The organism is Streptomyces sp. VNUA24 (assembly GCF_029167005.1).
GTDB classification, from domain to species: domain Bacteria; phylum Actinomycetota; class Actinomycetes; order Streptomycetales; family Streptomycetaceae; genus Streptomyces; species Streptomyces scabiei.
This window is the reverse complement of sequence record NZ_CP119143.1, coordinates 1,695,082-1,708,760: the sequence shown is the minus strand read 5'-3', so window position 1 is coordinate 1,708,760 and position 13,679 is coordinate 1,695,082. Positions and strand designations below refer to the sequence as shown.

Annotated in this window: 11 protein-coding genes and 1 pseudogene; 7 read left to right on the top strand and 5 right to left on the bottom strand. The window is 73.1% G+C overall.

Annotation, left to right across the window (positions count from 1 at the left end):
* Window positions 1-188 precede the first annotated feature (188 nt).
* Window positions 189-1,190 carry an AraC family transcriptional regulator gene (locus PYR72_RS07045; RefSeq protein ID WP_275454454.1) on the top strand — a complete coding sequence of 334 codons (1,002 nt, stop codon included), beginning with the start codon at window positions 189-191 and terminating at the stop codon, window positions 1,188-1,190.
* A gap of 29 nt (window positions 1,191-1,219) precedes the next feature.
* Window positions 1,220-1,579 (top strand): annotated as a pseudogene (locus PYR72_RS07040) (SRPBCC domain-containing protein); the annotation flags it as partial.
* Between the two features lie 7 nt (window positions 1,580-1,586).
* On the opposite strand, the gene PYR72_RS07035 reads toward PYR72_RS07040, so the two are convergent.
* Both PYR72_RS07035 and PYR72_RS07030 read right to left on the bottom strand, forming a co-directional pair.
* Complete coding sequence (locus PYR72_RS07035) at window positions 1,587-2,948, bottom strand: cation:proton antiporter (protein ID WP_275454453.1); 1,362 nt, start codon at window positions 2,946-2,948, stop codon at window positions 1,587-1,589.
* Between the two features lie 7 nt (window positions 2,949-2,955).
* The gene (locus PYR72_RS07030) at window positions 2,956-3,426 is read right to left on the bottom strand and encodes a TrkA C-terminal domain-containing protein (protein WP_013006001.1); all 471 of its coding nucleotides are present in this window, start codon (window positions 3,424-3,426) and stop codon (window positions 2,956-2,958) included.
* Window positions 3,427-3,769: 343 nt separating this feature from the next.
* Here PYR72_RS07030 and PYR72_RS07025 point away from each other — a divergent pair, with 343 nt between their 5' ends.
* The 3 genes from PYR72_RS07025 (at window position 3,770) to PYR72_RS07015 (ending at window position 6,692) form a co-directional block, all read left to right on the top strand.
* Window positions 3,770-4,915 carry a sensor histidine kinase gene (locus tag PYR72_RS07025; RefSeq protein WP_275454452.1) on the top strand — a complete coding sequence of 382 codons (1,146 nt, stop codon included), beginning with the start codon at window positions 3,770-3,772 and terminating at the stop codon, window positions 4,913-4,915.
* Window positions 4,912-5,571, top strand: a complete 660-nt coding sequence (locus PYR72_RS07020; RefSeq protein WP_275454451.1) for a response regulator transcription factor — start codon at window positions 4,912-4,914, stop codon at window positions 5,569-5,571. The genes PYR72_RS07025 and PYR72_RS07020 overlap by 4 nt, the downstream gene beginning before the upstream one ends.
* 77 nt (window positions 5,572-5,648) lie before the next feature.
* Window positions 5,649-6,692: a 2-oxoglutarate and iron-dependent oxygenase domain-containing protein gene (locus PYR72_RS07015; protein WP_275454450.1), complete on the top strand. Its 1,044-nt coding sequence runs from the start codon at window positions 5,649-5,651 to the stop codon at window positions 6,690-6,692.
* A gap of 90 nt (window positions 6,693-6,782) precedes the next feature.
* Here PYR72_RS07015 and PYR72_RS07010 read toward each other — a convergent pair whose 3' ends face one another.
* Window positions 6,783-7,652 carry a LuxR C-terminal-related transcriptional regulator gene (locus PYR72_RS07010; RefSeq protein ID WP_275454449.1) on the bottom strand — a complete coding sequence of 290 codons (870 nt, stop codon included), beginning with the start codon at window positions 7,650-7,652 and terminating at the stop codon, window positions 6,783-6,785.
* A gap of 450 nt (window positions 7,653-8,102) precedes the next feature.
* Here PYR72_RS07010 and PYR72_RS07005 point away from each other — a divergent pair, with 450 nt between their 5' ends.
* The gene (locus PYR72_RS07005; RefSeq protein WP_275454448.1) at window positions 8,103-8,969 is read left to right on the top strand and encodes a LuxR C-terminal-related transcriptional regulator; all 867 of its coding nucleotides are present in this window, start codon (window positions 8,103-8,105) and stop codon (window positions 8,967-8,969) included.
* 72 nt (window positions 8,970-9,041) lie between these two features.
* Here the strand turns inward: PYR72_RS07005 and PYR72_RS07000 are convergent, their stop codons facing one another.
* Entirely contained in the window at window positions 9,042-10,082 is a 1,041-nt protein-coding gene (locus PYR72_RS07000) for a cellulase family glycosylhydrolase (RefSeq protein WP_275454447.1), read from the bottom strand.
* A gap of 135 nt (window positions 10,083-10,217) precedes the next feature.
* The gene (locus PYR72_RS06995) at window positions 10,218-11,471 is read right to left on the bottom strand and encodes a DUF2993 domain-containing protein (protein ID WP_275454446.1); all 1,254 of its coding nucleotides are present in this window, start codon (window positions 11,469-11,471) and stop codon (window positions 10,218-10,220) included.
* A 522-nt stretch (window positions 11,472-11,993) separates the two neighbouring features.
* On the opposite strand from PYR72_RS06995, the gene PYR72_RS06990 reads away from it, so the two are divergent.
* A complete protein-coding gene (locus PYR72_RS06990) occupies window positions 11,994-13,574 on the top strand; it encodes an AMP-binding protein (protein WP_275460347.1) in 1,581 nt (526 codons plus the stop codon).
* Window positions 13,575-13,679 lie beyond the last annotated feature (105 nt).

Genomic DNA, 13,679 nt, shown 5'->3' with positions numbered 1-13,679 from the left:
CGCGGTACCACTGGCGGCCGGCGGCCTCCTACGGGGTACCCCCAGGCACCTCCCATGCCCCGGAACCTGCCCCTTCGGCTCTTGCCGTGGAGTGGACGCGGCGCGGGTGCGGTCGGTCGCGCGTGCGAGGATGTCGGGCGCCGTACCCGGCGGGGAACAGGTACACGACACATCAAAGAGGGGACGCATTGATCGGGACCCTGTTCCGCAGTGAGGACGTTCCTGCGGAGGACAGATTCGACCACTGGCGGGAACTGCTCGGCGCGACCCGTACGAGCGAGGCGATCAGCGCCCACTCCGCCGACTTCTGGGCCGAGTTGCGGCTGATGGAGCTGGGGCCGGTGGTGGTGTGGCCGGCCTCCTTCCTGCCGTCCCGCTACCGGCGCAACCAGCGGATGGTGCGCCAGTGCGACCCCGAGCTGTACCACCTGACGCTGCTGCTCGACGGCGGGCTCGCTCTCGACCACGCCGACCGGTGCGACACGTTCGGCCCGCGGGACCTGCACCTGGTGGACAGCTCGCGGCCGTACGACATCCGCTCGGCGGACGTCCGGGGGACCGGCGTCGTCCGGGGGGTGGGCGTCGACTTCCCCAAGGCGCTGTTCCCGCTCCCGCCGCACCAGGTCCGCCAGTTGCTGGGGCGCGGGCTGTCGGGCCGCGAGGGTCTGGGCGCGCTGCTGACGGACTTCCTCGTCGGTCTGGAGCGGCAGGCCGACCTCCTGCAGCCGTCCGACGCGCCACGGCTGGGCACGGTCGTGCTCGATCTGCTGTCGGCCTGGTTCGCCCACGCGCTGGAGGCCGAGGCCGCCCTGTCACCGGAGACGCGGCTGCGTGCGCTGACCCAGCGCATCCAGGCGTTCATCCGGCAGAACCTGCACGATCCGGAACTGACACCTCCGGTGGTCGCCGCCGCCCACCACATCTCGCTCAGCTATCTGCACCGCGTCTTCCAGCAGCAGACGGGCGGCGAGACCGTGGCCGCCTGGATCCGGGCCCGGCGCCTGGAGGGCGCGCGCCGCGATCTCGCGGACCCGTCCCTGCGCATCACGCCGATCCATGTCATCGCCGCCCGCTGGGGCATGCCCCGCGCCTCCGACTTCACCCGCGCCTTCCGCGCCGCCCACGGACTGGCACCCCGTGAGTTCCGGCTGCGGGCGCTGGGCGAACGGGACCCCGGGTCCGGAGGCTAGGTCGGGTCCGTGTACGCGACGAGGGTCTCCCGGACGGGACGACCGACGAGGTGCACGGGTTCGACGCCCGCGAGGGGGGCCGGTTCCGTGTCTCCCTCACCTACGACGCGCCGACCGGTACCGGCAAGTCGTCCTCCCGCACCGGCACCTACCACGGTCACTTCGCGCGGCTCGTCCCCGACGAGGAGGTGGTCGAGGCCCTCCGGTTCGAGACGGAGGACCCCGCGCTCGGCGGCACGATGACGATGACCACCCGGCTCACCGACGCGGCCGGCGGGACCGACGTCCTCGTCGTGCGCGAAGGGATCCCCGACGCCGTGCCGGCCGCCGACAACGCGACGGGTACCCGCATGGCCCTGGCGAACCCGGCCCGGCTGGTCGAGCGCTGAGCCCCCGTCAGGCGGACGACTGGTCGCCCGCCGCACGCCGGGCCGACCGTCCCGCCTCCTGCGGTGCGGCGGGCTCAGCCGCCCCCGTACCGCCCTCGCCCGCGGGCGACGCGTTGAGGGGTTCGGCGGAGGACGGGCGCGGGGCGCGGCGCCGGAGGAACCAGGCGGCGACCGGCTCGGTGTAGCGCGCGGTGAGCGGGCCGAGGACGACCAGGATGAGGACGTAGGCGGTGGCCAGCGGGCCCAGGGAGGGCTCGATGCCCGCGGTGACGGCGAGGCCGGCGATGACGATCGAGAACTCGCCGCGGGCGACCAGTGTGCCGCCCGCCCGCCACCGGCCCTTCGTCCCCACGCCCGCCCGCTTCGCCGCCCAGTAGCCGGTGGCGATCTTCGTGGCCGCGGTGACGACGGCCAGCGCCAGCGCGGGCAGCAGCACCGGCGGGATGCTGGCGGGGTCGGTGTGCAGGCCGAAGAAGACGAAGAACACGGCCGCGAACAGGTCCCGCAGCGGCGCGAGCAGGCCGTGCGCGCCCTCGGCGACCTCCCCGGAGAGCGCGATGCCGACCAGGAACGCCCCGACGGCGGCGGACACCTGCAGCTGCTGGGCGACTCCGGCGACCAGCAGCGTCAGACCGAGCACGACGAGCAGCAGCTTCTCGGGGTCGTCGCTGGAGACGAAGCGGGAGATGTGCCGGCCGTAGCGGACGGCGACGACGAGGACGAGCCCGGCGACCGAGAGGGCGATCGCCAGCGTGACACTGCCGGCGGCGAGGCTCGTGCCGGCGACCAGCGCGGTGAGGATCGGCAGGTAGACGGCCATGGAGAGGTCTTCCAGGACCAGGATGCTGAGAATGACCGGCGTCTCACGGTTGCCGAGGCGTCCGAGGTCGCCGAGCACCTTGGCGATGACGCCGGAGGAGGAGATCCAGGTGACGCCGGCGAGCACGACGGCGGCGACGGGGCCCCAGCCGAGGAGGAGGGCCATGGCGGCCCCGGGGAGGGCGTTCAGGCAGGCGTCGACGAGCCCGGCGGGGTACTGGGTCTTGAGGTTGGAGACGAGGTCGCTGGCGGTGTACTCCAGGCCGAGCATGAGCAGCAGCAGGATCACGCCGATCTCGGCGCCGATCGCCACGAACTCCTCACTGGTCCCCAGCGGCAGCAGCCCGCCCTCGCCGAAGGCCAGCCCGGCCAGCAGATACAGCGGGATGGGCGAGAACTGCAGACGTCCGGCGAGGCGCCCCAGCAGTCCGAGCCCGAGGATGATCGCGCCGAACTCGATCAGGAAGACGGCGGAGGAGTGCGCGCCCGACTCCGACTGCGTGGCGAGGTGCACGACGGGCTGGGCGGGGAGGTGTGCGGCGAGGTGCATGGCCGTTTCACTCCCGCCCGAGTATCGCGGCGGCCGTCTCCACACCCTCGCGGGTGCCGATCACGATGAGGGTGTCCCCGCCCGCGAGCCGGAAGTCCGGGGTGGGGGAGGGGATCGCCTGCGCCCGGCGCAGCACGGCCACGATGGAGGCGCCCGTCTCGGTCCGCATCCGGGTGTCGCCGAGAACCCGTCCGTTCCAGTGGGACGCCGACGCCAGCTCGATCCGCTCCGCCACCAGGCCCAGGTCGGTCGTGGACAGCAGGTTGGGGCTGTGGTGACCGGGCGCGAGCGCGTCCATCAGGAGGGCGGTCTCCGGCTCGGTGAGGTGGAGGGCCTGCGCGCAGGCGTCCGGGTCGTCGGCCCGGTAGACGTTCACCGTCCGGGTGCCGTCGCGGTGCGCGATCACCGACAGATGCCGGTGCTCCCGGGTCGTCAGGTCGTACTGGACACCGATCCCCGGCAAGGGTGTGGTGCTCATCCGGCCGGCAGGCACAACCCCTCCCCCTTCTCGTAGAACTCTGTGACAGCGGTACCGCGTCCGCCCCGCGCCGAACGCTCGGCCGGGCGTGACGAGGGCTCATGGTGCCATCCGCGCGGAGGCAGGGCATATGGGTGTCAGCACGGATGGACAGCGCCGGACGGGGGCGGAGAGGGTGGGGCGGGGGCCCTGTGTCCGTCGGCGGCCCGGCGCACGCGGAGCGGCGGGCCCGTCACCGGCCGGGCCGCGTGCGGGAAGGCGCTCAGGGGCCCTGCGCGGGGGCCCCGAGGGCGGGTGAGGGACAGTGGGAGGAGAACAGGCGGCGCGAAGGGAGCAGAGGATCATGTCGCTGTACGGGCGGATCTTCCTCTCCAACACGGCCGTGCTGATGGTCGCCGTCCTGCTGCTGCTCGGCCCGGTCACCGTGTCCACCCCCGTCCTGTTCGGCGAGGCCCTCGTACTGCTCGCCGGACTCGTGGTGATGTTGATCACGAACGCCGTCCTGCTGCGCGTCGGACTGGCCCCGCTGGCGCGGCTGACCCGGGCCATGGCCACCGCCGACCTGCTGAGGCCCGGCAGCCGTACGGCCGTCACGGGGCCCGCCGAGATCGCCGGTCTCACCCGCGCCTTCAACGCCATGCTCGCCCGGCTCGAAGCCGAACGCGCCGCCAGCTCGGGGCGTGCCCTGCGCGCACAGGAGGACGAGCGCCGGCGGCTGGCCCGCGAACTCCACGACGAGGTCGGACAGACGCTGACCGCCGTGCTGCTCCAGCTCGGACACACCGCCGACCTCGCCCCGCGGGGCATCGCCGACGACCTGCGCCAGGCCCAGGAGACCACCCGCGCGGGTCTGGAGGAGATACGCCGCATCGCCCGCCGGCTGCGCCCCGGCGTCCTGGAGGAGCTCGGCCTGCACAGCGCCCTGCGCGCCCTGACCAGGGAGTTCACCACCCCCGGTCTGCGGGTCACCGTCCACATCACCCCGGGCCTGCCCCGCCTGGACCCGGACACCGAGCTGGTCCTCTACCGCGTCGCCCAGGAGAGCCTGACCAACACCGCCCGGCACGCCGGCGCCACCCGGGCGGAGGTCCACCTGCGTGCCCTGCCCGGCGCCCGGACGGCCCTGCTGGTACGGGACGACGGCCGCGGCATCGGCCGCACACCGGAAGGCGCCGGCATCAGCGGCATGCGGGAACGGGCCCTCCTCGTCGGAGCCGACCTGCACATCGGCCCCGGTCCGAACGGCGGCACGGAGACGTCCCTGCACGTCCTGCCCGGCGAGCCCGCGCCCGAGACGGAGGGCCCCGCGCCCCGTGGCCGGACGCACGCGGATCTCATCGACGGCGGCGACACCGGCGGCGACACCGGCGGCGACACCGGCGGCGACACCGGCGGGGACACCGGCTGGGGCGGCACGCCGGGCGGGCCGTCGGCGCAGGGGGCGGCGCCCTCGTACGGCCCCGACCGCCCCAGGGAGACCGCACGATGACCCCGCCGTCCCCGGCGCGCATCCTCCTCGCCGACGACCACGCGCTCGTCCGGCAGGGCGTGCGCCTCATCCTCGACGCCCAGCCGGACCTGACGGTCGTGGCCGAGGCGGCCGACGGCGCCGAAGCCGTCGCACGCGCCCGCGAGGGGGACATCGACCTGGCCGTCCTGGACATCGCCATGCCCCACCGGACCGGTCTGCAGGCCGCCCGTGACCTGGCCCGGCTGCGGCCCGAGCCGCGCACGCTGATGCTGACGATGTACGACAACGAGCAGTACTTCTTCGAAGCCCTCAAGGCGGGCGCCTCCGGTTACGTCCCCAAATCCGTCGCCGACCGTGATCTCGTCGAGGCCTGCCGGGCCGCCCTGCGCGACGAGCCCTTCATCTACCCCGGCACCGAGACCACCCTCATCCGCACGTACCTCGACCGCGCCCGCGCCGGAGACCGGCTCCCCGAACGCCCCATCACCGAACGGGAGGAGGAGATCCTCAAGCTCGTCGCCGAGGGCCACAGCTCACGGGAGATCGCCCGCCTCCTGGTCATCAGCGTCAAGACCGTCGAACGGCACCGGGCCAACCTGCTCCACAAACTGGGCCTGCGCGACCGCCTCGACCTCACCCGCTACGCCATCCGCACGGGACTGACCGAACCCTGACCCGGGGCGGCGGACGTCCTCGGTGGTCCCCTCAGACGGGGGTAGTGGACGAGGAGGGTCCGGTTCAGGGTGAGGACATGACAGAACTGCAGACCTTCGTACTGCCTCCGGTGGTTGACGGCAGTGACGTGGACAAGGCACTGGGCGAGGCGCTGATCGCCGCCTGGCAGGCGGACGGCATCTTCCAGATCCAGGCGACACCGGAACAGGAGGCCGCCACCGAGCAGGCCCTCGAAGCCTCCCGCGGCTTCTTCGGCCGCCCCTTCGAGGAGAAGGCCGGGCACGTGTCCGACCTCACCTACAGCGGGTACGTCGCGTCCGGCGAGGAGGAGACGGCCGGGGAGAAGGACGGCTCGGAGATCTTCACCGTCTGCCCCGACATGTCCGAGGAGGACGCCCGTGTCGTCGACCGGTGGCCCTGTCACGGCCCCGCCCCCTGGCCCTCGCAGCAGTACGCCGACGCCATGAAGACCTACATGGGCGCCGTGGGCGACATCGGCGAGCGACTGCTCCGCCTGGTCGCCCTGGGACTCGGCCTGGACGACATGGAGCACTTCACGAAGCTCACCCGGGACGGCTGGCACCACATGAGGGTCCTGCGGTTCCCGCGGGCCGACGCCACCTCCGAGCGGGGCATCGGCTCGCACACCGACTACGGTCTGCTGGTCATCGCCGTCCAGGACGACGTGGGCGGCCTCCACATCCGTCCCCCGGTGCCGGGCGAGGCCCGCGGCCGCAACTGGCTGCCGGAGGAGTCCATGGCCGGGCGGTACGAGAACGAGGAGCCCTGGACCTACGTCACCCCGGTCCCCTCGGTGTTCACCGTCTTCCCCGGCGACATCATGCAGTTCATCACCGGCGGCACCCTCCTCTCCACCCCGCACAAGGTGCGCCTGGCCGACCGCGAGCGGTACACCATCGCGTACTTCCACGAGCCGGCCTTCCAGGCCGTCGCTCGGCCCCTGGAAGGAGGCGGGCCGGACGAGTTCATCCACTACGGCACCCACTTCACCCATATGTTCATGCGGTGCTACCCCGACCGCACCACCACCGCGCGCATCGAGAACGAGGACCGGCTCGCCGTCCTGGAGCGCCTCCGCAAGGAGGCCCTCACCTCCTGAGGAGCGGGCGAGAGCCGTAGACCGAGCACCGCGTGCCGAGAGCCGCCCGGCGACCACCGGGCGGCTCTCGGCATCTGACGGATCCGTGCGTCAGGGCAGCAGGCCCAGGCGGCGTGCCGTCGCGACCGTCTCCATCCGGGTGTGACAGCCGAGCCTGCGCATCGCGCTGCGCAGATAGCTCTTCACCGTCTCGGCGCTGAGGCCGAGTTCCTCCGCGACGTCGGCGTTGGTGCGCCCCAGCGCGACGCACGACAGTACGTCCAGTTCGCGGGAGGAGAGAGCGCTGAGGGGGTGGGAGGCCGGGGTTCCGATGCCGGCGCCCGCCAGTTTCTCGCACACTCCCGCGACCCGGTCGCGCGACTCGTCGTCCGGCAGTCGCTGGGCGAGAACGCGCAGTTCCGCGTACGCCTCACGGATCGTCTCCCACCGGGGCGACGTGGGGCGCCCGGTCCGGTCGGTGGACTGCGAGGGCTCCCGCAGACCGTCGAGACGGCGACGCACCTCGTCCCGCACCGCCAGACTCTGTTCCAGGTCGCGGGCGGCCCGCATGACCGAGTCGACGGTCCGGTCGCCCAGGGCCAGGGACCCGCGGACCGCACCGTACATGACCGCGCGGACCGTCCGGTTCACCACCACCGGCGCCGCCACGACGGCGTGGATGCCCTCCGCGGCGACCATCAGGTCGTAGTGGTGGCTGATCTGCCGGCAGTTCGCGTAGTCGTTGACGGCGATGGGCCGGTGCAGGGCGACCACCTTGCCGCCGAGCCCCATCCCGAAACCGAGGGTCAGCCCGTGCAGGGCGTTGGTGCGGTGGCCCGTGAACTCGGTGAGCTGGGCGTGCCGGCCCCGGACGACCGCACCGCCGAAGGCGAGGTCCACTCCGGCGGTGTCCCGTAACGCCTGGACACCGCGTCTGACCTGACGGTCGTCGTCCGGGACGGGGGGTGCTGTCACTGTCATTGCGGCTACCTCGTTCTGCCCGGGGGCAGAGAGGCGCCCCCTGCCCGGATCGTGCGCGGGCCTCGTGCGGGAGTGGTGCGGTGGGGCGACTGCGCTCGGCCCGTCCCCGGCGTGGTGCGGGCACCGGGGCGGGCAACGGCCCCGCGTCCACAGGGCCTTGAGTCACCATGAGGGAGACCGGGGCCGTCCAGCTACCCCCGTGTGAGGGTGGAACACGGGCGTCATAACGCCGTGTTCCTGGTCGATACGGAGCCGTGGCCGTCCTGGTCCGATGCCGCGGCGACGACCTCGCGGGAGTGTGCACGTGTCACCCCGGATCGTCCGATGGATCGTCATATTCCGTTCTGCCGTGCGCACTTGACTCGGCCGAGCCGTCTGCAGAACTGTTCTCCTGACGACGGGGGAGTCGGCGCGTTTCCCCTGTCGGTCACGTAAGGAGTCGACCCGGTCGTGCTACCGGCGGAAGACAGCGAAGAGGCGGCGGCCGCCCGTGCGGCGGTCCTGGCCCTGCGCAGGGAGAGCGGCATGGCCGTCGCCGGGGCGGCCTGGGTCGTCGGTCCCGGGCAGCTCCGGATCAGCGAGACGAGCGGAGTGAGGTCGCGGGACCGCCGGGGCCTGTCGGTGCCCGCGGGGGCCGGGCTCATCGGCAAGGTGCTCACGACCGGCCGCCCGGCCGCGGTGAGCGACTACCGCTCGGCGCAGCGGATCAGCCACGAGTACGACTCCTTCGTCGCGGCCGAGGGCGTGCGGGCGATGGCGGCGGCGCCCGTGATCGTGGGGAGGGCCGTGCGGGCCGTGCTCTTCGTGGGATCGCGTGACGCGGCCCGTCTCGGCGACCGGGTACTGACGGCGGTGACGCGGGCGACGCGGGATCTGGAGCAGTTCCTCGCGTGCCGGGAACAGGTCCCCCGGCTGCTGTCGGAGGCCCGCGCCGTGGGCGCCGGCACCGCGCCCCGCGGCGGCCCCGCCCGCGAACGCGTCCACGAGGCCCACACCGAGCTCCTGCGGTTCACCGCGACGCTCGGCGATCCGCGTCTCAGGGAGCACTTCGACGAGGTGTGCCGCCTGCTGGAACAGGGCTGCTGCGCCGAGGAACCGGAGGCGTCGGCACCGCGGAGCCCGGCGAGGCTGTCGCCCCGCGAACTCGATGTCCTCGCCGCGGTCGCCGCGGGCTGCACCAACCCCGACATCTCCGGCCGGCTCGGCATCGGCCTGGAGACGGTGAAGGGCTATCTGCGCTCGGCCATGCGCAAACTGGGTACCACCACCCGGTTCGAGGCCGTCACCGCGGCGCGCCGGGCGGGGCTGCTGCCCTGACACGCGCAGGCCGGGTCCGGCACCCCGGGGTGCCGGACCCGGCCTGCGTTCAGCGGGGCCGAGGTGTCGCCGCTACTTCCTCCACGCCCAGTGCAGACGGTCGAGTCCGCTCTGGTTGTTGACCTTCAGGCTGAGGCGGGTGCCCGTGCCCTGGAGGGTCGTCAGGGAGTAGGTGTCACCGTTGCGCAGGCCGGGCCAGTAGACCGAGCCGAGGCGCAGCTCCCTGATGACGTCGGTGGCGGCCTGGATGTAGGCGACCTCGTTGGAGCCGTTGACCGGGCCGTTGTAGTCCAGGCCGGTCGTCATGGAGGCGCCGAACTCGTCGAGGATCGTGCGCGAGGCGCAGGTGCCGATGCGCTCCTTGAAGTCCGCCTTCCACTGGTCGACGCTGGTCCAGTCGGTGTGCCAGAAGCCGTAGTTGTGCAGGGCGATCCGGGTGCCGTCGAGCCGCTTGTCGGCGCAGACCGGCTTGACGTCCTCGCTGTACTTGTAGCCGCCGATGAGCACCCGGTCGCGGGGGACGGAGCGGTGGTCGGCCAGCCAGCGGGCCGCCACGTCGCGCCACTCCTGGGAGGTGTAGCCGAACGGCTCGTTCATCGGCTCGAAGTACACCTTGGAGTTGTGGCCGTAGCCGGAGGTGATCCGCCGCCACATCCGGTCCCAGGTGGCCTGGTCGTCGATCTTGCCGTCCTTGGCGTTGTCGGCCTCCCAGTAGCCCAGGACGACCTTGAAGCCCTGGGCGGTGGCGGCGTCGATCGCGGCCCGGTACGACTTCCAGAAGGGGCCGTTCACCGAGGTGGGGTTGACCGGCAGGCGGACCGTGTTGGCGCCGAGCTTGGAGAACCCCTTGATGATCGCCTTGGACTTGGCGTAGGTCGTGGCGTAGCCGTCCGTGGTGGACAGGCCCGACGGCACCACCGCGTCGTCGGCGTAGTTGTCGCGCGGGTCGGCCCAGTTGACGCCGCGGAAGGCGCTGACGGGCGGCGGCGAGGCGTGACGGGCGGCGGCTGCGGGAGCGGCGGACGCGGGGGAGGCGACGAGTCCGCCGAATGCCGTGACGCCGGCCAGCGACGCCGCGAGGCAGGCTGTCCCGCGATGGTTCTTTAGGGGCACCAGATCCCTTTCTGGACAGTTGCGTCCGCGAAACCTGGAGGTGCAGGTCGGCGGCTCTGTAACTCCCGCAAACTAGAAGAGATCTCGAACAGAGGTCAACACATCTGCACACCAAATTTCATCAAGAACACAGAACTACGAGCCTCCCACGGCCAGTTCCGACCCGGTGAGACGCACCCGGATGCCGTCCTCCTCCACGCGGACGTCCCGCAGCCGCATGCTCCCGCGCTCCGGCTCCGGCAGGGCGAAGGACAGGGACAGCCGGTCGGCGAGGACCGGCCGGGTGAGCCGGGACAGGGCGTCCAGGAGGCCGGGGTCGAGGCCCAGGTCGCGCAGTACGGCGGGGTGGTCCAGGGCCAGGTCGACGAGGTTGAGGTTCCGGGCCTCGCGGGCGAACCCCGGGGAGCCGGTGAGTTCGGCGAGTTCGCCGTCGTCGCCCAGGGCCGCGCGGGCGGCCGCGTCGGACAGCCCGAGCCGCTTCGCGATCGCCGGGACCGACAGCAGCGCCTTCGCCCTGCGGGTCTCCCGGGCGAGGTCGGCTGCCGCCCGGGGCGTCAGATGCAGACCGTCCGAGGCGCCGGTGCCGGGGCGGTAGGTGGCCAGGTCCCCGATGTCCAGGCGCATGGCGCCGATCCGGGTGGCGATGCCCCGCTCGCCCTCTCGCCGGATGGTGGCCTCGGCACGCAGCCGCAGCTCTCGCCCGGCCACCGGCAGGGTGCCCCGCGCCCGGACCCGGTCGCGGCCTTCACCGGTGAACGTGACCTGGGACGCGCCGAGTTCACGATTGAGGTCGGCGAACGACAGCAGGACGTCGCCGTCGAGCCGCGGGACGCGGGCGCCGCCCACGGAGGTGAGGCCCTCGCCCTCCAGCCGTACGTCGTGGGCCGTGGCCGACACCTTCGCCAGCGACACCCGGTCGGCCGCCACGTCCGGCACGGTCACCCGGACCGAGTCCAGCCGCCTGTCCGCGAGCTGGGTGAGGAAGGGGAACCCGCCGATCTCCACCTCGGGTGCCGCCGCCAGGTCCAGGCGGTCCTCCAGGACGTCCGACGCCCGGTGTTCGGCGTACAGCACGGCCCACCGGTCGGCCAGGGTCACCAGACAGGCGAGGACGGCCGCGCCCGCCACCGCCCTCACCGCGCGGGGCAGTCCGGCCCGACGCCCGCGCCGCCGCCGGCCGCCGCGCCGGTGCACGGGCGGTGTCCACTCGGGCTCCCGCTCGTCCCCCTCGGGACCGGCCCGCCCGGTGGCGTCCTCGAAGAAGTCCTCCAGCGAGGTCGCTTCCAGCGGGCCGTCGTCGAGGGCGGCGAGTTCGTCGTACGGGTTGGGGGGTGCGTCGCCGCGGTCGGGGGCGGGTTCGTACGGATCTGTGCGGTGGGGGGAGCGCATCACCTCATCCGACCATGCGCACCACCCCCGCCCGCAACTCGAACCCCGCGTATGCGATGCAGTTCACGATCGCGACGCGGCGCCGGCCGGCCCACGGCGGGCCCCGGTCACTCGTCGGAGTGTTCCCGGCAGGCAGAGCCGTCGCGGCGCCGAGGGCGCGGCCTTCGTCCGCGACGCCACGTCCGGCGGCGCCGCCTACCGGGCGCGGGCGGGCGTGTACCGCTTCAACGCCCGGTGAGGTGACGGGCGGCGATCGGCTGTTGGGGCGCCCGTGAGATCCGGCGCGCGGACGCGCCCGCGAACGCGCGCCGGGGGTCCGGGGCGACGGCGTAGCCTGCGGCGGCATGAACACCGATCCGCGGGGCCCGGGTGCTCGGGCCGCGCGCTGCGGCACCGCCCGCCGAGAGGCGCGCCGGCACTCCGCGACGCGGACGCGGACGTGCCGGTGCCCCCGGCGGGCGGCCGCCTCGGCGCCCGACCCCGACGCTCGACGAGGAGCCGCTCGTGACCACCCCTGAAGCGATGAGACCCCACCCGCGCAACTCGGGTCTGAGGGTCGACCTCAATCCGGCCGCGGCGGTCGCCCACCTCGCCCGCCACCAGGGCGACTCCGTCGTCGTCCGTTACGCGGGCGGCGACCTCACGTACGCCGAACTCGACGACAGGGCCGCCCGGCTGGCCACCGTCCTGGCCGACGGCGGCGTCGGCGACGGCGACCGCGTCGCCTACCTCGGCCTCAACAGTGCCGCCTTCGTCGTCGTCCTGCTGGCCGCCCACCGGCTCGGGGCTGTCTACGTACCGGTCAACTTCCGCCTCGCGACGGCCGAGTTGGAGGGCGTCCTCGTCCGCAGCGGCGCCACCGCCCTCGTCTGCGAGGAGGGGCACCGGGAGAGCGTCGACGCCGTACGCGACCGGACCCCGCTCACACGTTTCCTCCTCGTGGACGACGACCCCGAGGTGCCGGCCGGCGGCGCGACGGGGTGGGAGCCGTGGGCGCCGCTGCTCGCCGCCGCCGTACCCGCCTCCTCCGTCGTCCCCAAGTACGCCGACGACCCGGCGATCCTCATGTTCACCTCCGGCACCACGGGCACCCCGAAGGGTGTCGTCCTCACCCACGGCAACATCTTCTGGAACGCGGTGAACGTCGACCTGCGACTCGACACCCGCCGCGGCGACGTCACGTACGCCGCCGCTCCGCTGTTCCACATCGGCACCCTGAACAGCTTCGTGCTCCGCACGCTGGTGCGCGGGGGCACGGTGGTCGTCCGGCGCGGTTTCGACCCGGCGACCTGCCGCGAGGACCTGGTCACCCACCGGGTCAACTCCATGTTCGCCGTCCCCCAGATGTTCGCGGCCCTCGCCAGAGAGCCCGGCCTGTTCGACCAGGACCTCAGCGGTCTGCGGTCGGTGGTGGTCGCGGGCGCCCCGGTGCCGCCCTCGCTCATCGAGCTGTATGCCGGCCACGGAGTCCTGCTCCAGCAGGCGTGGGGTCTGACCGAGACCGCGCCCTTCGCCACCCATCTGCCGGCCGAGCGGACCCGGGACAAGCTCGGCTCCGCCGGCATCCCCATGCCGTTCACCGAGGTCAGGGTCGTCGACATCGTGACGCGCACACCGCTGGAGCCGGGCGAGCCGGGCGAGATCGTCGTCCGCGGGCCCAACGTCACCCCCGGCTACTGGAACGACCCGGAGGCCGACCGGGCCGCCTTCGACGACGCGGGCTGGTTCCACTCGGGCGACATCGGCCACTTCGACGAGGACGGCTGCCTGTACATCGTCGACCGGCTCAAGGACATGATCATCAGCGGTGGGGAGAACGTCTACCCGGCCGAGGTGGAGCGGGCGCTGGCGCCGATGCCGGGTGTGGTCGACGTCGCGGTCGTCGGCGTACCCGACGAGGAGTGGGGCGAGAGCGTGCGGGCCGTCATGAGCGTGGACGGCACAGCGGACGTCACCCTGGAGGCGGTCCACGCGTACGCGGAGGAGACGCTGGCCCGCTACAAGCTGCCCCAGCACCTGACCATCGTGCGGACCGTCCCGAGGAACGCCTCCGGAAAGCTGGACCGGGCCGGCGTCAGACGACTACTGGACGAGGACCACTGACGCCACCACGGCCGTGGTCCCGCCCGTCACAGCGGCGAACACCGCCCAGCGGGGGTCCGGTGACGAGCCGCGCACGGTGGGAGCCGGTCCGGCGTGCGTCGGGCC